The sequence below is a fragment of the Mycoplasma testudineum genome, assembly GCF_002245785.1.
Taxonomy (GTDB): domain Bacteria; phylum Bacillota_I; class Bacilli_A; order Mycoplasmatales; family Metamycoplasmataceae; genus Mycoplasmopsis_B; species Mycoplasmopsis_B testudinea.
Window position 1 is genome coordinate 144,165 of sequence record NZ_NNCE01000002.1, and the last position, 25,177, is coordinate 169,341.

Below are 25,177 nucleotides of genomic sequence, written 5' to 3' on the forward strand. Positions count from 1 at the left end.
ATAAGGATAATAATGAAATACATTAAACCTAAAGGTACTTCAGATTTTATCGGTATTGATTCAGAAAAATACCAATTTATCTATGAGTCCTTTAAATCAATTTCTAATCAATATGGTTTTTCATTTATTGAAACACCTATTTTTGAAAATTCAGAATTATTTAAAAGAACGAGTGGCGAAAATAGCGACATAGTGAATAAAGAACTTTATGAATTTCAAGATAAATCGAATCGTAATTTCGCTCTAAGGCCTGAAGGTACTGCCCCAGTATTAAGAGCACTATTAGAATCTAAAGAAACGTTTCCTTTTCGTAAATTTTATTTTGGACCTATGTTTAGATACGAAAGACCACAAAAAGGTAGATATAGACAATTTTATCAAGGTGGATTAGAATGGGTATCAGATTTAGACACAAAATATAAATATGAAGTTTTATTTCTTGCTTTAGATTTTCTTAAAAAAATTAATTTAAATAATTTTAAAATTAAAATTAATTGACTAAGTTCTTTTGAACAACGTAGAAAGTACATAAATGAATTAAAAGAATACTTTCAAAAATTCAAATCTATGCTTGAACCCATTTCACTAAAAAGACTGGACAAAAATCCTCTTAGAATATTGGACGATAAAATTGAAATGCAAAAAGATTTTGTTAAACAAGCACCGCTTATAAAAGACTATATTAGTGGTGAAGAAATTGTTATTCTTGAATTTATTAAAAATAAAATCCAAGAATATCATCAAGAAATAAAAGTTGAAATTGATTACCGTCTTGTAAGAGGTATTGACTATTACACTGATATAGTTTTTGAGTTTGTAGATAACGAAACAGAGTTAACTTTATTAGCTGGTGGAGCATATTCGAATCTGCTGTCAGATTTAGGCGGAGAAAACATCCAGGGAATAGGTTTTGCTTTTGGTCTAGAAAGATTGATGGATTTAATAAATTTAAATCAAAAAAGACAATTGAAAATATGTGCTTATGCAACAAATGAATTAGAGTTAGAAAATATTATTGAATATAGAAATTTGTTTAGAAATTTAAATTATTCGTATGTTGAAAAAATAATAAATCACAACAAAGCATTTAGATACAAAGAAATAAAAAATGCAGATTTAATATTGTATTTTGACGCACTTCAAAATTCATATATATTAAAAAATTTATTAACAAAAGAAGTGTATAAAATTTCAAAAACAACATCCGTTTTTGAAATAAAAAAAATAATTGAGGAGCAAAGTGAAAGAATTAAATAATGGTCAAATTAATGAAACATTAATTGATAAAAAAATAACAGTTTATGGTTGAGCTCAAACAGTCAGAAATTTTGGAAAATTAACATTCGTAGATTTGAGGGATCAATCCGGAATAATTCAAGTTGTTTTCAATGATTTGGAAATAAAAATTAAACCCGAATCAGTACTAAAAATAACTGGAGTTCTACAAAAAAGAAAAACATCAAACGACCAAATACCAACAGGTAAATGGGAAATAAATGGTTCAGAAATACAAGTTATAAATGAATCTGATGATTTACCAATTCAAATAAATGATGAAGATAATTCAAAAGAAGACATAAGATTAAAGTATCGATATTTAGATTTAAGAAAACCTTCAATGCACCAAAAATTAACTTTAAGATCTAAGTTTTTTAGTGCATTAAGAAGAAGCTTAGATTCTCATGGTTTTTTAGAAATTGAAACGCCTTTATTGTCAAAATCAACACCAGAAGGTGCCAGAGATTTTCTAGTACCAACAAGAAAAAAAGGTCATTTTTTCTCTCTGCCACAAAGCCCACAATTGTACAAACAATTATTAATGAATTCTGGTTTTGAAAAATACTACCAATTTGCAAAAGTATTTAGAGATGAAGATTCAAGAAAAGATCGTCAACCAGAATTTACTCAATTAGATATGGAAGTTAGTTTTAAAAATCCAGAATATATAAAAACTTTAATTGAAAAAATTTTTAAAGAAAGTTTTGAAGCAATTTGTCATCCGATTAAAATTCCTTTTAAAAGAATGGATTATGACTATGCAATTGAAAATTATGGAGTAGATAAACCCGATTTACGTTTCGAATACAAAATTGAAGATATTTCTGACTTTTTTAAAAATTCAAAATTTGATATTATTGCTTCTAAAAAAACCATTAATGGAATATTTTTTGATAAAGAAATAGATAATACTGTTTTTAATTTTCTTGAACAAGTGGTTCAGAAAAATAAAGGTAAAATTTTATTTTATTTTAATTACAAAAACAAGGAATTAACTAAATCAAATTTTGCTAAAAAAGATTTGAGTACAGTTGAAAATTTAATTTTAAAATCATCTTTTGAATCAGGATCTGTGTTAGTTGTTGCTGATGATGTTTATCATTATGTAAAGCAGGCATTAGGTGCAGTTAGGGTAGAATTAAATAATATTTTCAAACTTGTTAAAGATGAAAACGAGTTAAATTTTTGTTGAATTGAAAACTGACCTTTATTTGAATATAATTATGAATCTAATACTTACGGTCCAATGCATCATGCATTTACTATGTACGATTCAAATACTTTAGTAAATAATAAAATTGACATGGAAAAAACCAAAGCACTTGCTTATGATTTAGTTTTAAATGGTTTTGAAATTGGTGGTGGAAGCCAAAGGATACATGATCCTAAAATTCAAAATTTAATTTTTGAAAGTATCGGTTTAGCCGAACAACAAATACAAAATCAATTTGGTTTTTTTATTAACTCATTTAAATATGGATTACCACCTCACGGAGGAATTGCTTTTGGTGTAGATAGAATCATGATGATCATCACAAAATCAAATTCTATTAGAGATGTAATAGCATTTCCAAAAAATGCAAAAGGTGATGATTTACTGTCTGAATCACCATCTACAGTCACATTAGAACAGTTAGATGAACTAAACTTAAAAATTGTTGAAAAATAACTTTGATGTTGCAACACATTGAAGTTATTTTTATATTACGAACAAAATTTTTTAAAAAAGGTTCATAGACAATTATTAAATTTTGTTATTAATTTTGATAATGTGTTACTTTTTATTCAAAACCACTTTTACATATTTTAAATATATTTTCACACATAAAGGCGATATTTTCTTATAATATACACAACAAATAGGGTTTTTCAATAATTGCTTCAAGATTGCCTCGAGAGGATGTATGAAAAAGAGAAGATTTATATTTGCAATAGCTATACCAACTATCGCCGGTTTTACTACAATAGCATCTGTTTCTTGTAGTCAGGAACTAATTACTAAAAAAGCAAATGAAGCCTTATCAAATATAATAAGGGGTTTTTCTAATAAAACCATCAACACTAAAAAATTTACATCAATAATGGAATTTTCTAGTGTTATTGATAAGCTTCAAAATCAAAATCAAACTGAAATCACCAAAAATTTAAGTGAAATATTAGATAATACATTCGCAACCGCTTTAGGTGATTTAGCAAAAATTGAATCAGCAACTATTGTAGAAGAAGGTAGTTTGGTCTTTTTACAATTAAAACTCTCATACCCAAATTCTTCAAATGTTCAAGAAGTGAAAATTGAAATAGGTAACATAATAAATGATCTAAACCCAAATCTTAATTTAGATGAAATAGCTACTAAATTAAATAATAAAATTTTTAGTCCAAAAACTACGGTGGTCCAAAAATCGCCCCAAGAATATGAAAAGTGAATTAAAAGTGTATCAATTGCAGCATTGACTGATTCATTAACATCTGAGTTAGAATCTAGTTTTAAAATTAATTTAGGTCAGGCAAAGATAATAAAAGCACAAGCAATTACTCCAAAAAATAATGATGAAACTGAAATAGTTTTAGAATTAGTTTTAACTAATGGTTTAGTAAATAAAAATGTGAAAATTACATTAAGCCCGTTGATAAGTCAAAATATATTAGATAAAAAAGCAGATCCATCTGTAATTATTGAAATATATGATAGATTGAATACTTTAGTTTTAGTTTCGGAAAATGAATTTAATAAAAGAGCAAATGAAGCTGTAAATGAATTATTGTTTGCACAAGATCTCAAGGGATTTATCTCAGTTTTTGATGTAACCAATTTTTTACCTAAATATGAATCAATTTTCAGTACAAATGATGAAGAAACTATCCCTTCTATTCCTGAAGGATATGAATTAAGAGCAGTTCTTGAAAATCAAGCAGATTAAGGAGAAACTGGATTTTTAACTATTCAATTTGTTTTATATCAAACTGCAACCAAAAAATATGTTTCAAATGATGGAACAACATATAGTGGTGATTACAAATTAATTACAGGAAAAAATACAACATTTTACGGATTTATTTCTAAGGCAGTTGAGACGTATTTTTCTGATACAAGCTCAAGATATTTATTTATAAATGAACCTACTTCAGCTCAAGATTTTATTAGAACTCTGCCAAATTATAATGTGGAATCAAAAATAGCAACATTAACTAGAAATGAGGTAAATTCATATTTTCCTGCAATTCAATTAGGAACACTTCCAGATAAAATTATTGAATCTGATGATGTAAATTTTGTTGACAAATATCTTGTTAAGCTACATGAAGGCGAAAACAAGAAACTAGATCTTAATATTTTAACATCAATCAGTTTAGATAAATTTAATTATGGAATCGATGGACGCATTCTTAGAAGTGAAGAATCAGAAACTAAAACAATTACTGTAACTGGTTTTGCAATACCGGATGAAAAACAGTCTAAAAAAGATGTTGAAGCATTAAAATCAGAATTACAATCATGAAAAAATTTAGTCTCACACACAAAGCAAAGACAAATAGCATCACAAGTAAATTATCAAAACTTTTATGACTTATTAAGAGATATTAGAAAAAATATTGCTAATAATGGTGCGATAATAACTTTGGGAAAACCTACTCCTAATGATGCTACAGGTTCAATTGAATTTAAAAATGTAACTATTTCTAAAAACAATCAAGTTTCAAGTCCAATTACTTTAGTTATTAGTGGATTTAGAAAAGTTGATTTAGTTGCTAAATCTTGATTTGACAAATGAACAAAAAGAACTAATTGAAAAGTGCAACAATATCAATCACAAAATAAACTTGCTTTTACTAGATCTACATTGACATCTGTGTGAAATAAACAAAATAATATAGTTGACAAATTCAATGCTGTTTTAGAAAATAATTTAGTTCTAAGCGATACACCAGTTACCTTAGATGGATATAATGTGTTTTTCAATTTACAAAGAATTGAAACCGATGCTGATGCAACAACTATGGATGTTGAGTTTTATCTATCAAAAACTATCGGAAATGTTGTTACATATTTTAATCATGATGGAACAATGGTAACTGAATTTGATGCTATTAATAGAGCAAAAGCTACACTTACAGGTATTGTAAGTGATGCTGCACAAATTCAGGCTCAAATCGACAGCGTAATGTCTGAAGATGAAGGTGCAGGAATTTATGATAATTTTTCAAATGTAGAAGACTTTGAAAATTATTTTAACAATTCTCCAGATGCAATTATGAGACGTATTGATCCAATTATTTCTAGAGGTTTATGAGGCAAACTTATTTATAACCAAACGGGTTATTATGCTATTGCTAAATTTACTAATATAAGACTTTTAAACAAAAACAATCCAGAAGATCAAGTTAAAATTAGAAAATTTATGGCTATAGATGCAGTTAAAGAAAAATTGCTTTGAAAATATAATGCTCTTAGACTTAGAATATTTTCGATTTCAGTAGAACTAAATGGTACAACTGGTGAAATATTAGTGGGCGGTTTACATAGAAATGGTGGAGGCGGTTGATATCTTTCAACTCCGCGAAATCAACAAATTGCAAACGGAAAACTTTACGAAGAATTTGTTGAATAAATTTTAAAATCTGCTATATTTTCTAAATTATTGACAAAATATTTTTTTGTTAAACACTTTTCTTATTTTTGAAACTATAACTTTAAAAACATATAAATGATCTTCCTAAAATCCTTAATATTTTTATAAGTCATCAAAGATAAAAAAATGATCATTGAAATAATAGAGGAGGCAACATATAGTTTTTACATTTAATGTAGTGATATATTGAAATAATTATTTTTAAAATAAATAAGGGTGAATTCAAAAAACTATAAACAAACATTTTTGAATAAGATATTAGAATTTAAAAGCACGGTCAAGAATAATCAAAAAGCTACAATAAATTAAAAATTAATTAAATTCACTCATTATTTTTGTGTTGTACAAAGTTCATGGAAATAAAAGATTATAATTTGTTCATGATGAAAACAAACTCTAAAAAAATTGATTTTGAAGAAAACGAGACTAATTTAAATTTTAATGGTCTCGTAGATTATGACCAAGATGAACGAATTTGAAAGCCAGTAGCATACACATCTTCAAGATATAGTAACGTAGATAAAATAAACCACCATACATATTCGGGAGTTGGATATAGGTTTATTATTCGAAGAGATCAAATTTATAACCGAAAAGTAGTAGATTATAATTTATTTAGAAGCAACCATGAAGTTGCTTTCACATATCTAGTGAAAAATAAAGGTATAAATGAAATTTAGGAAATTTTTTAAAAATTTTACGGTTTGTGCAAGTATTACTTCATCATTTTTATTATCTTCTTGTTGTTGTGCATACTTTGATGACCCGCTCCCCCATGAAAAAGCATATTTTAACGAAGACTACACTATTGTTAATTATGGTAGTCAGTATAAATATGAGAAAAAAAGAGAAAATGTCAAAGTAATTTACGAAAACATTTACGATCTATCTTACACTGATATAGAACATGAAACTAAATATGGGACACTATATCAGTCACAAGACATAGTGATTTCAAGTTACGATGAATTAATTAAATTTATTCAAAAACAAATATTAGTTTATAACACACAACAAAACTTTTCTAGTGAATCCAAAAACAAAAATATATTAGATTATTCAGCAGAAAAAAATACGGATATTTTATATCAAAAAATTAATTGAAATTACATATTTACAAATCAAAATAATATCCGATTATTAAATTTTCTTATCTGAAGGTATGACAAGAATTTTTTTCAAGAAAACAATTTAATATTAACAACTTTTAGCTTTGATAAAAAATTTAAAATAAATAAATATAAAAACGACTTTTATCGTAACTTTAATGAACAATCACATTACAACCTAAATTCTAATCACATTGATGTTTCATTGTATGTAGATAATGTGTTTAGAAATCTATACGAATATTATCATATATATCATGATCTTCAATTGAAAGATGTTATAAACGGATTCTCCTCTTTAACGGAAGTTAAAAAAGGGATCGTTATTCGAAAATATGATATTTAGTATATTGACTAAAACGTTTTTTTGAGCTAAATTTTTAAATTAATAGCAATTACTTTGTAACAATAATTTTTTGGATAATTATTTAATTTTTTCAATTTCAATTATTTCGGGCATAGCTGAAATTGAACCAGTTTTTGTTGTCGTTAATGCAGCAGCAATTGAAGCTTTTCTAGCGATTGTTAAAACAATTTCGCTATCAATTTCTTTTAATGATTTTGGAAAAAATCTACTTATAAAATAACCTAAAAAATATCCTAAAAATGCATCACCAGCTCCTGTTGAATCGATTTGATTTACTTTAATAGAGTCAACTTGATATATTCTTCCGTGTAATATTATTTTTACTCCTTTGCTACCCATAGTTATAAAAATTAATTTATCGGAGTAATTTTTAAAAAAACTAAAATCATTTGAATCAAGATTTTTGTATCTCAAAATTATATTAGCTTCTTCGCTACTTAATTTAATGATATTTGATTTATCAATGTATGGCAATATTTTTTTAGCAAATTCATTTGTATCAAAATAAAGTGAGTTTCTGTAATTTGGATCAAAAACAATTAGTTTATTTTGCTTCAATGCTTTTTCTAGATATTTATCGTAACTATGTCCTAAACTTCCTCCAAGCATTGCTGTAGCACTAGTTAACACAAGAATATCAAAATCAATATCTTCAAATTCTAATGTCTCATCTGCTCCGCGTTCGAATGTAAATGAGCGCTCACCATCATTATCTAATGTTACCTTTGCTAATGTAGTTTTTACATCTTTATTTTGAAGATATTTTTTTGACATATGGTATTTATTAAAATCGTCTTCAATAAGATTTGCATACTTATCATTTCCAATAATTCCAACAAAATATGGACTTAATTCTTTAAATTTAGATAAAGCAAAAGTTACATTCAATGGTGCACCACCAACTTTATCAATTATTGAATTATCAGAATTTTTAAATTGATCTATTAAGGCTTCACCAGGTAAAATTATTTTAATCATTTCAGTTAATCTCCAGTTTTTTTATTTCGCATTTTTTAATGATATTTCCATTAATTATTTCATAAGTCAAAAGATCATTTATAAAATATTTACTTGTAAAAAAAATCATTTTTTCATTATTGTAAATTTCTATTAATGAATTATCTAAAATAATTTTTAAATTTGTGATTTTTCCTACTTCAACTTTTCTTATATCACCAAAGTTATCGCCGTGCGAATGGCTCATATTTGATTTATTAATAGTTAAATTTTTTCCATCATAATATATTTTAAAATTATGATTATTTTTATTTTTTAATTCCAAAACAAAATCGTTATTTATTAAAACATCAAAAAATATATTTCTATTTTCTAAAATTCCCCTATTACTAGAAAGCAACTCTTTTTCGATTGAAAAAACTGGTTGAAAATTTATTTTACCTTTGTTGAAAATCATTTTTCTTGGTAGTGTTAAATTATGCGCCCACATATTATTGAAAGTTGCATATTGTTCTGTATCTGGCATTCCGGCTCAAGCAATCATCAATTTATTTTTTTCATTTTCACTAAAAAGTTGTGATGCATAAAAATCAAATCCATGATCCAATATTTGAAAATTATCTACGTTAAAAATTATTTTATTTTTTATTAAATCAATATTAATTTTTCCATTAATTGCAATATTCACATGTGGTTGTAAATCATACAAACCTTCAAAATATTTTCTTCCCTGAGTAGAAAAAATTAAACTAGCTGTTTTGTTATTATCTCAAAAAATAATATCTGGACATTCAATCATATAAGTAGATTTAAAATCAAAATTATTTATATTTACTTCACAGAAAAATTCAAAATTCTTGTCAGGATAATCTGAAATATATGTCACTAATTTTCCTACATTTTCTAGATTTTGCGCACCAATAAGCATTATATATTTTTCTTGATATTTAAATACTTTTGGGTCTCTAAAATGTCTAGTATATTTTGATTTATCTACTTTGAAAAGTAAGCTTTTATCTTCGATTTTATAATTTTTTCATTTACCAACATAAATTGCTGAATCATCATCTTCATAATCATTTATTTTTTTAAAATTACCTGTTCAATACAAATATGCTTGATTATTATCTACCAATGCTCCACCACTATATATACCGTTTCTTTCAAATTGATTTTCAATTTCTAAACCTATGTGATGATTTTCAAAATTAATAAAATCAGTTGTTGAATAATAGCCTCATTTTTTAACGTGATGTGTTGGTTTAAAAGGACTTCACTGATAAAAAATATGATATTTATTATCAAAAAACATTAAACCATTGGGATCATTTAATAATCCTGAATATGGACTTAAATGTAGCTGATTATAATAAGGATCTTCAAGTGATAATTTATGTAATTTCAATATTTCCATACTATTATCTTTATTAGACATTTGATAAGAATTTAATTTTTCTTCATTTCATTTTTTTAATATATTTTCTTTATTTTGCATTTTACAATTATAAAAAAAACTTGCCGCAGCAAATCTTTTTTTATCATCTTTTAATTAACCTTAAATAAGAATTGATTTGCATCAATTGAACCACTTTTTAAACCATCAACATTATTAAGTTCTGATTCGCTTAGTGCAATTACTATTACGTCAGAATTAGGACTGTTTTTAGACACATATTCTATATTAAATTCGGCAATCAAATCTCCCTTTTTAACGATTTGATCTTGTTTTACATGACTTCTAAAACCTTTACCCTTTAATTTAACGGTGTCAATTCCAATGTGAATTAGTAAATCTAAACCATTGTCGTTTCTGATTCCATAAGCATGTTTTGTATCAAAAACTGTGACCATTTGACCGTCAATAGGAGCATGAACTTGAGCTATTTTTTTAGTTTTATCAACTCTAATTGCAACTCCACTACCAAGTAATTGTTCTGAAAAAACTCCATCATTTAATTCTTCAAGAGAAACTATTTGCCCTTTTGTCGGACTCATAACATCAATAGTTCCAGAATTAATTTGTGTAGTGTTTATAATTTCTGGACTAATATCAACATTTACTTGTGAACCATCACTTAAAACTCCTTTTGTTTTGATTTTTTCAGGTGCTGTTTCTTCAGGATTATCGTTATATCATTCTGCTAATGATTTTTTACCTCATTTAGTTCTTGATAATAAAAATACTGACACAAATGCTACTAATGTTGAAATTAATGAAGCAATAACAATATTAATTCCAGGAGCTAAATCAAATGATTTATTAATATTTTCATAATATCTTCTTAATCCATCAGTCATGGTGAAATTAAATTGAATAAATCCTAGGAATGAAGCAGAACCTAAACTATTAGCAACTGTGTGAGTCATTCCTACGTAGTATCCACCAAAAGCTGAAGCAATATCACCTGCTATAAATACAAATTTTAATGGAATATTAACTCCGAATAAAATTGGTTCAGTAATTCCTAAATTTGCAGAAATAGCACCAGGAATTGATTTAGCTGCCGATAATTTTTTCTTCTTAATTATAAACAATATTGCAATTGCTAAACCAGCCATACCTTGAGATATATTTGAGACTGTTGCTATTGGTGTTATTCAGGTAATACCTTGACCATATGTAATTGATGATTGAGCAATTAATGTAGCTTCAATTGGTAATAACCCTTGATGTAAACCAGTTACAACTAAGAATGGATAAACAAATCCAAATACCGCTCCTCCAAAACCAAAGTAAGGGAAATTTGTATAAATAAATAAGTTCTCAAATACATAGGCTAAACCGATAGCTACATATTTAAAAATTGGACCGATTATTCAAAAACCTAAGAAAGTTGAAATAAATACAACACCAATTGGAATTAAAACTATTGCTAAAAATTCAGGTGTATATTTTTTTAATCCTCTTTCAATTCAATATGCCATGTAAACAATAGCTAAAACCGGAAATACTTGTGCTTGATAGCCAACTAATCTAAAACTGAAAAATTCAGGTAAATTTGGAAATAAAGCTATTGCGGCAATAGTTCCGTTAGCTCCACTACTTCCATTTGCAATTCCAGATGTTGAAGAAACTGAAAATAATTCTGCAGTTACTAATCAAGAATTAATTAAGTTTGGAGCAATTAAAATTAAACCAATTGCTAAACCTAAAAACGGATTGCCGCCAAATTTTCTCATCGACGTAAAACCAATAAAAGCAGGTAGTGAACCAAGTATTGCTCCACCTATAATTTCAAAAAATAGTGCCGCATTTTTAGCAGCAGTATCAGTGTTTGTATTAGCAACTGTGCCAATAAAACTATTTAATGCTAATGCAATACCACCTGCTATAAAAATTGGAATTAACGGAATGAATATATCTGCAAAATATCTTACTCCATATCTTAATAATAAAAATGAGTTTGAATATCACTTATTACGTTTATCTCATTTAAATTTGTCATTACTTTTAGGTTGCTTTTTATTTTTAATCGCTCCAGTTAATATTTCAAAATTTTCAGAAACTTTGTTAACAGTTCCTGGACCAAATATTAACTGTAATTGTTCGCCTTCTCAATTAGAACCTTTAAGTAATTTTGTTTTTTTAAGTTTTTCATTGTCAATTTTATTTTTGTCATATACATAAATACGCAATCTAGTTGCACAATGAAAACTATCTTTAACATTTTCTTTTCCACCTAAAGCTTCAATAACTTCTTCAGCAGCAATGGAAAAATTACTCTTTTTCATATGTTCTCCTTTTTGCATTATTTTAAATCAAAGTTAATAATTAAATTTAAAAATCATTTTTTGTTAAAAAAATTATGTATTTTTTCGGATAAGGACATTTTTTTGCATTTATATTTGGAAGGAGGAAAACATGAACAACAATTTTCAAAAAATGACTAAGGAAGAAGATGCCAATACATATGGCGGATCTTTTCTAGCAGTTCTAGCTGCTATTCCGGCAGTCACTTTGGCAATTACTTCAGTTGTTAATTTATTTCGAAGTTTCACCAGTACAAAATCTGAAGGAACACTAAAAACTAAAGAATTTGAATACAAATGAGACCAAGAGCAAGCCAACCATAATAGTGGATCAAACTCTAAATCAGCTTCTAAAGGAGATTCAATCCCAGTATATTTTGGTTACTAAATAAAGCGGTTCTTTTTTTATTTTCCATCCATGGTATTTGTAAAACATAAATCCGTGCTTTTAAAATTTTTTGTTTTATAAATACATCCTACAACTTGCCACCGGGCAAGTTTTTTCTTATTTTTATGTCTATAAATTTGTTTTCATTTTACGAATTATCTTTAGCAATATATTGCAAAAATTGTGATATATTTAGAAAGTTACTTTGTAACCATACTGAAGTGGTTTTAAAAATCTTTATCTAAAGCTTACCACAAGGATGAATTTAAAGATACATGGAGTTAATATGTACGCAATTATAGAAACCGGCGGAAAACAACTTATCGTTCAAAAAGGCGATGTTATTTACGTTGAAAAACTACAAGGTGAAGAAGGTTCGACAATTGTTTTTGATAAAGTTTTACTTTTTGATAAAAAAATTGGACAACCATATGTTAAAGGTGCTACTGTTACTGGGAAAATTGAAAAGCACGGTAAACAAAAGAAAATTATTGTTTACCGACATAATGCTAAATCTACCCATAAACGTAAATTAGGACACAGACAACCTTATACCAAAATTGAAATTATTGAATTGAAAGGATAGGTCAACCAGATGGCAAAAACAAAAGCAGGTGGTTCCACCCGTAACGGTCGTGACTCGGCTGGACGTCGTTTAGGCGCAAAACTTGGTGATGGCCAATTTTCTACAGCAGGTTCAATTATTTATAGACAAAGAGGGACAAAAATTTTCCCGGGTAATAATGTTGGACGTGGTGGAGATGATACACTATTCACCCTTATTGATGGTTATGTTAAATATGAAAAAAGACGTAACCGTAAATATGCCTCTGTTTATGCAGATAAAAAATAATTCGCTTAATTTGCGAATTTTTTTATGTCTTTTTTCAAATAAGGCTAAAAAATTGCATATATAAGTATGGAAAAAGAAGACATATTATTATATTTTTGAACAAAATATCAAGGAAATTGCAAAGATTTCTGACAAGCATTAAAAAAGCAAGAATCAATTGATTATTCTTATTTAGAAAATATCAAATTGGAACTTAAAAATAAAGGAATTAATTATTTAACTTATATGGATAGTTTATATCCTAAAGAAATGCTATTTTACAAATTTTCACAAATTGTTATTTTTTATAAAGGTAATATCAATTTATTAACTAAAACTAAAATAACATTAACAGGAGATATTTATGATGGAGAAGTAGAATTTTTCTTTGAAAATCAATTAAGTAAATTTAAAGATTTTGTTATCGTTAATCCAGATTTTAAAGGAGTGGACCAAAAAATTAACGATTTAACAACACACCATAATATTAAATCAATATACATTTTGCCTTGCGGTATTAATGATAAATATTACAAAATTAACAAAATCTCTGAAGGTGATAACTTGGTGTTATCCATTTATCCCGTGAATACTCATCCGAAATATTATCGATTTTTAGAAAAAAATCATTTAATTTCAATATTTTCAGATGAATTAATATTAGGAAAAATTCGCTATAAAAGCAAAATTTTAAATCTAGTTAGCCAATTTGTTGACAAAGGCAAAAGCGTATCAATTTTAGAAACTGCAGATCCAAGCGTATACAATTCTTATTTAATTTTAGATGGAGCAACACCATTAGATTACGGAATTGAATAACTATTAAACTATCTTAAAAAATTCATATTTTATTTTATCAACTTATTAAATAACTGTTGTAAAATTACAAGGCTATCACCTGATAGCTTTTTACTATTTTATTAAAAAAAGTTATCAAAATATGCTATAAATTAAGGAGATTAATGTCAAATTCAAAATTTGTGGACAGAAAATTTGGTCCAATTACAGTCAGAAGAGATTATTCAAAAACTAAAAATAGTTTGCCATTAACAGATGTTCTAGAAATGCAACGAACATCTTTTGATGAATTTTTAAACAAATCTATCGATAAAGCACTAAAGGCAATTTACCCAATTGAATCAGGTAATAAAAAAGTTGTAATTTCATATATTAACGGTTCTAAAAAAATTGAAAAACCAGCTTTAAGTGAAGTTAAAGCAATTAAGGAAGCTAAAGAACGTGGAGCTACATACTCTGCAAAAGTTAGAATCAAATTGCAAAAAATGATAAATGAAACTGGAGAAACAACTACTGATGAAGTATTGCTATGCGATATTCCATTAATGACTCAAGGTGGATCATTTATCATAAATGGTTCTGAAAAAATTATTGTTAGCCAGTTGATTCGTTCTCCGGGTGTTTATTTTTCAACCAGAACAAGAGATAAGCAATCAGATGACTTGTTTAATAAAGTAGATTTATTGCCTCGTATTGGTTCATGAGTAGAAATAAAACATAAAGTAAGTGGTTCATCTGTTGATTCAGTTAAAATCAGAATTGATAAAAACAAACAATTTTCTTTATCAACTTTTTTAGTTTCACTTGGTTTAACACATGAAGATATTATTAAGCTTTATGGAAACAGCGAAACTTTAATGCAAACATTGCAAAAAGACAAATTCAAATTTGATGAACAAGATGAAACTACAATTCTAAAAGAAGCTAGAGAAAGAATTTTTAGAATAATCCGTAAAGGTGACAGGATTACTAAAGAAGCTGTTAGAAACTTAATACCTAACCTTATTTTTAACGAAAAAAGATACAGCCTTAGTGATTCAGGTAGATTCATTATTAATAGAAAACTGACATTAATTGACAGAATAATCGGTACATATTTAGCTGAAGACTTAATTGGTAAAGTTGATGGTGAAAAAAGAGTTATTTTTAAAGAAGGTACTTACATTAATAAAGAAATTGCTCACCAAATTCAAAACGGTTTTGAATCAAAACTATTTCCATGAATTAATTTAGCAAATGAAACTTCACTTAATGAAGATGCCTACGGTCGTCTTGTTGAAGATAGTCCAGAACTAAAAAAACGATTACGTGTTATTGGTGTAAGAGTATTTAAAAACAAAAAAGACAAAGATGAAAATGGTTTAAAACACCTTATCATTGGTAATGACCCTAGCGCAACCGAAGGACATTTATTAGTTTCAGATATTATTGCAGCTGTTGGATATTACTTTAATTTAATTGAAAACATTGGTGTGGAAGATGACCCGGATTCATTAATTAACAAAAGAATCGTTTCTGTTGGTGAACTATTATTAAATCAATTCACAATTGGTTTAACTAAAATGGAAAAAAACACAAAAGAAAAAATTTCTTCAAAAGACTCTTCAAAAATTACTCCAAAAAATGTCACAAATAACAAAATGATTCAAAATCAAATTAAGACATTCTTTAACTCTTCAAAATTATCACAATTTATGGATCAAACTAATCCGCTTGCTGAAATATCAACAAAGCGAAAAATCACATCTCTTGGAATGGGTGGACTAAACCGTGATACTGCACAGTTCGAAGTTCGTGACGTTCACTCTACTCACTATGGAAGAATTTGTCCGATTGAAACTCCTGAAGGGCAAAACATCGGTCTTATACTTAATTTAGCTACTTATGCACGTATCAATGACCTAGGTTTTTTAGAAACTCCATATTATAAAGTTAACAATGCAGTTGTTGATTATTCAACACCTATTTATTTAACTGCATACCAAGAACAAGATAAAAAGTTTGCACAATCAACAATAGATATTGACAAAAACAATAGAATTGTAGAAAAGCAAATAACCGTTAAATTTAACGGTGATTATACAATTGTTGATGCCGAAGAAGTTGATTACATTTCTGTAAGTTCAAATCAAATGACTTCATTAGCAAGTTCATGTATTCCTTTCTTAGAAAATAACGACGCTAACCGTGCACTTATGGGTGCGAACATGCAACGTCAAGCAGTTCCTTTATTAAAAGCTGAAGCTCCATTTGTTGCTACAGGTATTGAAGCAGATATTGCTAAATTTTCTTCATCAAATGTAAAAGCAAATAGAGCTGGTGAAGTAATTTATGTTGATGGTAATGAAATTAAAATTTCACCACACGCTGAAGGTGATACAAAAACAAGAACTGATGTTTATCCATTAATGTCATTCCAACGTTCTAACCAAGGAACTGTAATGAGTCAAAGTCCTATTGTCAAAGTAGGAGATCATGTTGAAGCTGGAGATATAATTACAGATTCATCATCATTTTCAAATGCCGAAATGTCAATTGGTAAAAACTTATTAGTTGGATTTACAACATTTGAAGGTTATAACTTTGAAGATGCTGTAATAATTAGTGAAAGATTATTTAAGGATGATTCTTTAACATCAATTCATATTGAAGAACAATCAATTCAATTCAGAAAATCAAAAGCTGGTGATGATGAATTAACTGACCAAATTCCAAATGCAAGTTCTAACTCAAGAAGACATTTAGACGATACCGGTATTGTTTTAGTTGGTTCAGAAGTTAAGCCTGGTGACATTTTGGTTGGTAGAGTTTCACCACGTGGTGACGAAAATAATAATCCAAGTGAAAAATTATTGCACGCTATTTTCAATCAAAAAATTTCAGCTAAAAAAGATACATCTTTAAAAGTTAAAAATGGTCATCAAGGTACAGTTATTGATGTACAAATATTATCACGTGAAAACGGTGATAAACTTGAAGATGGAATTGACAAAATAATCAAAGTTTACATTGCACAAAAACGTAAGATTAAAGTTGGTGACAAGATGGCCGGACGATTTGGTAACAAAGGTGTTATCTCAAGAATAGTTCCTGTTGAAGATATGCCGTATTTAGAAGATGGTACACCACTAGATATTTTACTTAACCCTCAAGGGGTTCCTTCACGTATGAACATTGGTCAAATTTTAGAATTACACCTAGGTATGGTTTCATATAAAACAGGAGTTAAATTCGTTTCACCAGTATTTGATGGAATTAAATGAGATGTTATTCAAGAAGAATTACAAAAAGCTGGTTTAGATAAATCTGGTAAATCAGTTGTATATGATCCGCAAACTGCAAAACCATTTGACAATCCTATTTCAGTAGGAGTAATGTACATGCTAAAACTAAGCCATATGGTTGATGATAAAATGCATGCTCGTTCAGTTGGTCCATATTCACTAATTACTCAACAACCGCTTGGTGGAAAGAGTCAAAATGGTGGACAAAGATTTGGGGAAATGGAAACATGAGCTCTTGAATCATATGGAGCAACAAACATCCTTCAAGAAATCTTGACATATAAATCAGATAACATCGAAGGAAGAAATCAACTTTATGGTGCTCTAACTAGTGGTAAAGAATTACCAGAACCTGGAGTGCCTGAATCATTTAGCGTTCTTGCTTACGAATTACGAGGTCTTGGAGTTAAATTTGAAGTACACGAAGATGAATTCGAATATTCAAATGCCGATGAAGACAGCGATAATGAAATCGGTGAAGTAGATGATTATGATGATGTTGAATTTGAAGATTTAGACATTGACATGTCAGATGACATCGAATCATTTAATTAGGAGAGAATATGGAACAAAATAAAAATAGAGATTACAACAAAATCGACGAAAATAAAATCAAAAAAATATCACTCTCTTTAGTTACTGAAGAAGATGTTTTAGACTGATCTAACGGTGAAGTTACAAAACCTGAAACAATCAACTATAAATCTTATAAACCTGAAAGATACGGTCTTTTTGATGAGTTAATTTTCGGACCAACTACAGATTTTAAATGTCCAATTTGTGGAAAGAAATATAAAAAATCTAACGAAGGTCAATTGTGTAAAGCTACAGCAAATTGTGAAATTGAAAAACCTGAAATTTTACCTAAAATTGCTCGTAGAACAAGAATGGGACACATTGATTTAAATGTACCTGTTGTTCACTTTTGATTTTTCAAAATTGACCATTCAATAATTTCTAAATTATTAGGTTTGAAAATTGGTGATTCTACTGATATGGTTTCAAAAGCAGATCTTGAAAGTGTTATTTACTATAAATCACACATTGTTTTAGAATCTGGTGGATTAAAAAATTTACCTAAAAATAAAATTATTAACATTAATAATGCGGCTGAAATTTACAAAAATGCTCTTTTAGAAGTTAAAGAATTAACTAAAGATGATCCAGATGCTCAAGAAATAATTGATGAATCTTTAGAAGACATTTTTACAATGACTGAATCAAAACAAACTTCTGATTACGGAGTTGATTTTTACGAATTAAATGAAGTTATAGAAGAGTACAGTAATGCAAAAATTGATACAGGTTCTAGAGCGATTGAATACTTACTTTCAAATATTAATTTAGAAGCTGAAAGAGAAGAAGTAAAAAATAAAATCAAAGAAATTAATACAACCGAAATTGATGGTAATTATATTTCTACAAGTAAAGATGGCGAAAGAAAAGCTCTTTACAAAAGATTAAAAATTATTAACTCTTTTATTGATAGTGGTCAGCATCCAACAAGTATGTTAATTTATAAACTACCTGTTATTCCAGTTGACTTAAGACCCTTAGTTCAGCTTGATGGTGGAAGACACTCAACAAGTGATATCAATGAATTATATAGACGAATAATAATCAGAAATAACCGCCTTAAAAAATGATTAGAAGCAAAAGCTCCTACTTTAATTGTTCAAAATGAATTGAGAATGATTCAAGAAGCAGTTGATGCCTTAATTGACAATGCTAAGAAAAAACCAAAACCTATTGCTTCTAAAGATAACCGACCTTTAAAATCACTTGCAGATGCACTTACAGGTAAAAAAGGTAGATTTAGACAAAACCTACTTGGAAAACGTGTTGATTATTCAGGTAGATCAGTTATCGTAGTGGGTCCTAATTTAAAAATGCACCAAGCTGGAATTCCTCGTGAAATGGCAGCTAAACTTTTTGAACCATGAATTATCAAACGTTTAATTGAAAAAGAAATTTCATCATCAGTTAAACAAGCAAGAAAATTAATTGAAAATTTAAACCCAATTATTTGACCAGAAGTTGCTGAAGTAATTAAAGGAAGACCAGTTTTACTTAATCGTGCGCCAACCTTACACCGTCTTTCTATTCAAGCTTTTGAACCTGTTTTAATTCGTGGTCGTGCTATTAGATTACACCCACTTGTAACTGCAGCTTTCAATGCCGATTTCGATGGTGACCAAATGGCCGTTCACGTTCCAATTAGCCCGCAAGCTGTGCGTGAAGCTAAAGAGCTTTTATATGCAAACAGAAATATTCTTGGTCCAAAAGATGGTGAACCAATCATTAACCCTTCACAGGATATGGTTTTAGGAATTTACTATTTAACAATGGAAGTTGCTGGAGCAAAAGGTGAAGGTAAAGTATTTAATAACATCGATGAATTAATCCGAGCACATGAAGTTGGGGTTGTTGATTTACATGCTAGAGTAGCTATGCCATTTAATAATTTATATAAATCAGCTACAACTATAACTGACAAAGGATATGTTGTTTCAACAGTTGGTAAATTTATTTTTAACCAAGCCTTCCCAGATAGTTTCCCATTCATTTTCGATAATACTGTCGAAACATATACAAAGCCAAGATATTATTTAAGATATCAAGTTCCTTCAGGTGAAAATATTCTTGAACATATTAAACAACTTCCAATTAACAATGCTTTAACTAAGAAAAACATTGCAAGAATTATTAGAAATGTTTATGACAAATATGTTTCAGTTATTTCAAAAGAAGAACTTGCTAACGTAATAGATCAGTTGAATTCTCAAAATATAAAAGATGTATATTCATTATTAGAATCAATTAGAACAATTAACGGCACAAATCTAAATCATGATCATTCAAGTTTACTAGCTAAATTTACAACAACCAATTTCTGAGAAATTAATAAAAAACTTTCTAGAAAAATTGGAATTGAAAATCCACTTTGAGAAATTGATCAATTTGTTGAATTATTAGAAAACACTTGATTTGACTATGTAAATGTGATCGCTTCATTCTTAGACGAAATCAAATCACTTGGATTTAAATATTCAACAATCTCAGGTACATCAATTGCAATTAGTGATATTAGTACAGTTGAAAATAAAAATGCCAAAATCGCTGAAGGTGAAGAATACACTGATAAACTAAAAGAAAAATACCGTCAAGGTTGAATTACTGATGATGAAAGATATTCATTAACAATTCAAAGATGAGCTAAAATCAAAGAAAACATCCAAGATGATTTAAAAGAAATTACAAGTGATAAATCTAATCGATTTAACCCAATTTTCATCATGATGAATTCAGGAGCTAGAGCTACAATTTCTAACTTCGTCCAGTTAGCAGGTCTGCGTGGACTTATGGCTAACAACGTTCAAAGACTTAAAGCCGATGCTGAAAATGAGCGTGTTGTTCGTTCAACTGTTGAAATTCCAGTTAAATCTTCATTCTTAGAAGGTCTTACATCATATGAATTTTATTCATCAACCCACGGGGCTAGAAAAGGACTAACCGATACTGCGCTTAATACTGCTAAATCAGGATATTTAACAAGAAGATTAATTGACGTTGCTCAAAGTATTGTTGTTAGAGAAAAAGATTGTGGTAGTGATGTTGGTTTTGAAATTTCAAACATAGTAGATAACAAAACTAATTCAGTAATTGTTGATTTATTAGAAAGAATTGAAGGTCGTTTTACTCTTAGAGCATTAAACAATAAATTCGGAAACGAAATTATAGGACCAGGTCAATTAATTACTAAAGAAATAGCAGAAGAAATAGTAAGACACCATGACAGTGTTGAAATTCGTTCAATATTAGCTTGTGGTACACAAAACGGTGTATGTCAAATGTGTTTTGGAAAAGATTTATCTACTTCTAGAATTGTTTCAATTGGTGAAGCTGTTGGTATTACAGCTAGTCAATCAATTGGTGAACCTGGTACACAGTTAACTATGCGTACTTTCCATACTGGAGGGGTTGCTGGTGTTGAAGATATTACTGGTGGTTTCGGTCGTTTATCTGAGTTAATTGATGCTTATAAAAAACCTTGAGGTAAACCTGCTGTTATTGCAAAACAACACGGTAAAGTTAAATCAATTTCAGAAAGAACAAACGAAAATGGTGGATTCAAAGATTATGAAATCGAAATTGAATACCGCGATGAACATGGTAATGTTGAAATTGACAAAATTCATTCAACAGCTAAAAATACAATGAGAGTAGTTCAAGGTGATTTTATTGTTCCTGGTCAAAAAATTATTGATGGCCCAATCATTTTAGTTGATTTACTAAAATATGCTGGAATTCGTTCAGTACAATCATATTTATTAAAAGAAATTCAAAGAATTTACCGTATGCAAGGTATTGCTATTAGTGATAAATATATTGAAATTATTGTTAGCCAAATGCTTTCAAAAATTCAAATTACACATCCAGGTGATTCACCACTAGTTGCAGGTTCACAAATTGATAGAATTAAGTTCCAAAAAATTTCTGGAAAATTACTTTCAGAAAGAAAACAACCTCCTTTTGGAAAAGTTATGATTGAAGGAGCTAAACGTATTCCGTTACTTTCAGAATCATTCTTATCTGCAGCTTCATATCAAGAATCAGCAAAAATAATTGTTAATGCTGCTATTAGTTCAAGAGTTGATAAATTAACCGGATTAAAAGAAAACATTATTTTAGGTCACAAAATTCCTGCTGGAACAAACTCTAAATATACAAAAAATTCAAAATTTGACATCAAAGATCCATATGATTATTTCCCTCATAGACAAAAAACTAGAGCAAATATCGTAGTAGATAAAGAAATAGTCGGTATGATTGAATCACACGGTGAAGAGTTAGTGTTTTAGTAACAAATTAGTAGAGATTTTCTCTACTTTTTTATTGCAAAAATTTCAAATTATTTTGTATAAATATGCCATTATTTATCAGTCCTAATGTGATAAAATTACGGTACTTCAGGCAGAATTAAAAAATAAGCCTATCGGAGGATTAAATGAATAAGACAGGATTAATTATCGGATCTGTTGTTGGGGGTCTAACAATAGTCGGTGGTAGTACTGCTGCAGGAATAATTGTAGCTACTCAAAGAAATGGTTCAGGAAGCGAAGATCCTGGTCAGGCAGTAGTTTTTGATTTAGCTGCGGCAGTTACAACAATTAAAAGAGATGCTAAAGTTAATAATGAACTTAAGCAAAAATTAGCTTCTGATTCTTTCAATTTATCACTTAATTCAAGAGAAATTTCAACATTATTAAATTTAGATTCAGTTGACATAAAAGAATTTAGAGCTGAATATAAAATGACACTTGTTGATGATGCAAATGGTCAAATTGAAGTAGACATAAAAGTAAGTAAAGGTGCAGAATCAAGTGAATTCAAAATGCAATTTTTCGGTTTCTTAGTAAAAACTGAAAATCCTGAACAAAGCAAGCTTATTTCAATTTCTGCAGAAATTATAAATGCGATAAAATCTGTTTCAATAGATAAATCACTGACTGCTACAGAATTTGCTACTGCAATTAATACACTAGAAAAATTAGAAGCTTTTACTAAAATCGGATTTGCTGAGTTTGATGCAAATGTAGCAAATTATTTTGTAACTGTTAACGGTAGAACATCTGCTGAACTTACTTTTGAAATTGCTTCAAAAGTAGATCCAGAAATTAAATATAAATTCACTACTGAAGTTACAGATTTTGCATTAATTTCTTATATTGACGCATTAAAAGACCAATTTACTCGTTTATCTCAAACTACATACAAAATTAATTCTGATATATTGGTTGATAATTTTGTCAAATTGCAAAACACTGGTTCAATAGATGAACAAAAGCAATATTTAATTAATTCACTTGGTTCTGAAGAATTTTTCCCTTATTTAAATCATTTTCAAAATTTAAAATTAACATCAATTGTGGCATCAAAAGTAAATGATAAAAGCGCTCTTGTTAAAATAACTTTAGCTTATGAAAATACTACAATTGAAGCAAGTGTTAATATAGTTAATTTCATAACCGCTGAAGAACTAGCTAAAAAAATTCATGATGAAAAAATGTCAACGGATTCAGAATATGCTGCATATTTTAATGTATTAGATTATTTCCAAAATAATATTATTGTATTAAATGGTAAATTAACCGCAGAAGAATACTACAATGAATTCGAAAAATTAAGTCAAGGCCAAATAAATTATGTTGGTGATGAAAAGAAAATAAATTTTGGATTATACATATTGAGTCAAGAACAGCAAAATATGTTTAAAAGTGAAGAAATCGCAAATATCTCACTATCCCTTGAAGATGGCAAACTATTTATTAGATTCTCAATAATCAGTGACTTAGCACGATATTCTACATCACTTAAAAAAGAACTTAAATTAGGTCAAGAAGCTCCTTTACCTCCGGAAAAAATAAAACAGTCTGACATTTTAAAATCTATTAACGAATTAGAAAAGAAAATTTCTACTGATACTTTGAAATTATCACAAGATAGTTTAAGTAAATATACATTAGTTGATTTTATTACAGCTGTAGAGAAATTAGATTCTTTAACATCTTTCGAGATTAAAAACTATCTAGATGCTACATCTAAATCACTATTAAGTGAATTTGAAAAATTAAATGTTTCATCTAAAATTATTTTTGATTTTAAAAATTCAACAGAAGATTTTAAATTTGAAATAGTTTTATCATGAGATAAACATGTTAAATCTTATAAATTTAATATAAACGGATTTAAACAAGCTACTAAAGAAGAAGTTGAAGATAAAAGTAAATTAGTTTATGAACAATGAACAGAAAAAGCTAAATCAATCATCAACAGCAATATTAAATTCAAAGATGAAATTATTGCTCCATTATTTTATGAAGAGTTTATCAAAAAATCAATAGAAGATAAAAAGCAAAATTTAATTGATTCACTTATAGATAAAAACGTTGCTGACTTTATTAAAGATAAAGAAATAGAACTACTTCCAAGTGTTTCTTTCATATCACTTACTGATCAATTTTCTTTAAACTTGAAATTTAAAAAACATCATCAATACAATAATTTAACTACCGAATTCGATATGAGTTTTATTTTCAATTTTTCAACAACTACTGAATACAATTATTATTTTTCATTAGTTACAAATTTAAGTAAAAAAGTATTTTATGTTTCTAACGGTTATAAACAATCTGAAATAATACTTGAATTACTTGCATTGCAAAACTTAAGTAATAGTTTTAATTTAGTTGAGTATCTTTCATATCAAATAGATGAAAATCAACGTGATGATTTCCTGAAACTTAATAATGGTCCTTTTGACAAATTTTCATTTTCACCAGTTAAAAATGATTCTTCATCAATATTGTTGACAAGCAAAATATTACTTGGTACAAGCAAAACTAATTTTTCAATTAAATTAACTGGATTCAAAGTAGTTTAAAATTTTAACAAAATTTGCTACAAAATTATTTCAATATTTCCACTTAGCTAATGTTTTATTTTAATTCAATAGTATTATTTTAATAATTGTTATAATTTTACATAGAAATTTTGAGCATATTTTACATAAAAAACAAATAAAGATATTTTTGCGCTATTTTTTGTCGTAAAAATATCTTTTTATTTTTAAATTGATTACTTTATATAATTCATTTAACCATTTAATATCCGCAGTATTTAACAAATATTTTTATGATTTTAAAGGGAGCAAGTAAAAATTAACGGATTTAAAATTTTATTTTTTTTAGAAACTTAAAATTAAGTCTCATTTTTACCTTAG

At 27.9% G+C, this 25,177-nt stretch carries 16 protein-coding genes; 13 read left to right on the forward strand and 3 right to left on the reverse strand.

What is annotated here, in order from left to right; translation table 4 throughout:
* The first annotated feature begins 12 nt into the window (after positions 1–12).
* The 6 genes from hisS to CG473_RS01595 all read left to right on the forward strand — a co-directional run bounded on the left by hisS (position 13) and on the right by CG473_RS01595 (position 7,364).
* Entirely contained in the window at positions 13–1,257 is a 1,245-nt protein-coding gene (gene hisS / locus CG473_RS01570) for a histidine--tRNA ligase (RefSeq protein ID WP_094254554.1), read from the forward strand.
* Positions 1,241–2,947, forward strand: a complete 1,707-nt coding sequence (aspS, locus tag CG473_RS01575; RefSeq protein WP_243720094.1) for an aspartate--tRNA ligase — start codon at positions 1,241–1,243, stop codon at positions 2,945–2,947. Before hisS ends, aspS begins: the two co-directional genes overlap by 17 nt.
* Before the next feature lie 235 nt (positions 2,948–3,182).
* Positions 3,183–4,199, forward strand: a complete 1,017-nt coding sequence (locus tag CG473_RS01580; RefSeq protein WP_094254556.1) for a hypothetical protein — start codon at positions 3,183–3,185, stop codon at positions 4,197–4,199.
* Positions 4,200–4,442: 243 nt separating this feature from the next.
* On the forward strand, positions 4,443–5,888 hold the full coding sequence (locus CG473_RS01585; RefSeq protein ID WP_166623178.1) for a lipoprotein 17-related variable surface protein: 1,446 nt from the start codon (positions 4,443–4,445) through the stop codon (positions 5,886–5,888).
* Between the two features lie 401 nt (positions 5,889–6,289).
* Positions 6,290–6,589 carry a hypothetical protein gene (locus CG473_RS01590; RefSeq protein WP_133509967.1) on the forward strand — a complete coding sequence of 100 codons (300 nt, stop codon included), beginning with the start codon at positions 6,290–6,292 and terminating at the stop codon, positions 6,587–6,589.
* A complete protein-coding gene (locus CG473_RS01595) occupies positions 6,579–7,364 on the forward strand; it encodes a hypothetical protein (RefSeq protein ID WP_094254559.1) in 786 nt (261 codons plus the stop codon). Before CG473_RS01590 ends, CG473_RS01595 begins: the two co-directional genes overlap by 11 nt.
* A 78-nt stretch (positions 7,365–7,442) precedes the next feature.
* On the opposite strand, the gene CG473_RS01600 is transcribed toward CG473_RS01595, so the two are convergent.
* The 3 genes from CG473_RS01600 to CG473_RS01610 are packed head-to-tail and all read right to left on the reverse strand — an operon-like array spanning position 7,443 to position 12,074.
* On the reverse strand, positions 7,443–8,363 hold the full coding sequence (locus CG473_RS01600; RefSeq protein WP_094254560.1) for a carbohydrate kinase family protein: 921 nt from the start codon (positions 8,361–8,363) through the stop codon (positions 7,443–7,445).
* Positions 8,356–9,837: a glycoside hydrolase family 32 protein gene (locus tag CG473_RS01605; RefSeq protein ID WP_094254561.1), complete on the reverse strand. Its 1,482-nt coding sequence runs from the start codon at positions 9,835–9,837 to the stop codon at positions 8,356–8,358. Before CG473_RS01605 ends, CG473_RS01600 begins: the two co-directional genes overlap by 8 nt.
* 50 nt (positions 9,838–9,887) lie before the next feature.
* The gene (locus tag CG473_RS01610) at positions 9,888–12,074 is read right to left on the reverse strand and encodes a glucose PTS transporter subunit IIA (protein WP_166623179.1); all 2,187 of its coding nucleotides are present in this window, start codon (positions 12,072–12,074) and stop codon (positions 9,888–9,890) included.
* 130 nt (positions 12,075–12,204) lie between these two features.
* Here CG473_RS01610 and CG473_RS01615 point away from each other — a divergent pair, with 130 nt between their 5' ends.
* The 7 genes from CG473_RS01615 to CG473_RS01645 all read left to right on the forward strand — a co-directional run bounded on the left by CG473_RS01615 (position 12,205) and on the right by CG473_RS01645 (position 24,838).
* Complete coding sequence (locus CG473_RS01615; protein WP_094254563.1) at positions 12,205–12,480, forward strand: hypothetical protein; 276 nt, start codon at positions 12,205–12,207, stop codon at positions 12,478–12,480.
* Between the two features lie 286 nt (positions 12,481–12,766).
* Positions 12,767–13,066, forward strand: coding sequence for a 50S ribosomal protein L21 (gene rplU, locus CG473_RS01620; protein ID WP_094254564.1), 300 nt, complete (start codon positions 12,767–12,769; stop codon positions 13,064–13,066).
* A 9-nt stretch (positions 13,067–13,075) separates the two neighbouring features.
* Positions 13,076–13,333: a 50S ribosomal protein L27 gene (rpmA, locus tag CG473_RS01625; protein ID WP_094254565.1), complete on the forward strand. Its 258-nt coding sequence runs from the start codon at positions 13,076–13,078 to the stop codon at positions 13,331–13,333.
* A 66-nt stretch (positions 13,334–13,399) separates the two neighbouring features.
* The gene (locus CG473_RS01630; protein WP_094254566.1) at positions 13,400–14,131 is read left to right on the forward strand and encodes a DNA-processing protein DprA; all 732 of its coding nucleotides are present in this window, start codon (positions 13,400–13,402) and stop codon (positions 14,129–14,131) included.
* Positions 14,132–14,274: 143 nt separating this feature from the next.
* Complete coding sequence (gene rpoB / locus CG473_RS01635; protein ID WP_094254567.1) at positions 14,275–17,949, forward strand: DNA-directed RNA polymerase subunit beta; 3,675 nt, start codon at positions 14,275–14,277, stop codon at positions 17,947–17,949.
* 8 nt (positions 17,950–17,957) lie between these two features.
* Positions 17,958–22,256: a DNA-directed RNA polymerase subunit beta' gene (locus tag CG473_RS01640; protein WP_094254568.1), complete on the forward strand. Its 4,299-nt coding sequence runs from the start codon at positions 17,958–17,960 to the stop codon at positions 22,254–22,256.
* A gap of 146 nt (positions 22,257–22,402) precedes the next feature.
* Entirely contained in the window at positions 22,403–24,838 is a 2,436-nt protein-coding gene (locus tag CG473_RS01645) for a lipoprotein 17-related variable surface protein (protein WP_094254569.1), read from the forward strand.
* Positions 24,839–25,177 lie beyond the last annotated feature (339 nt).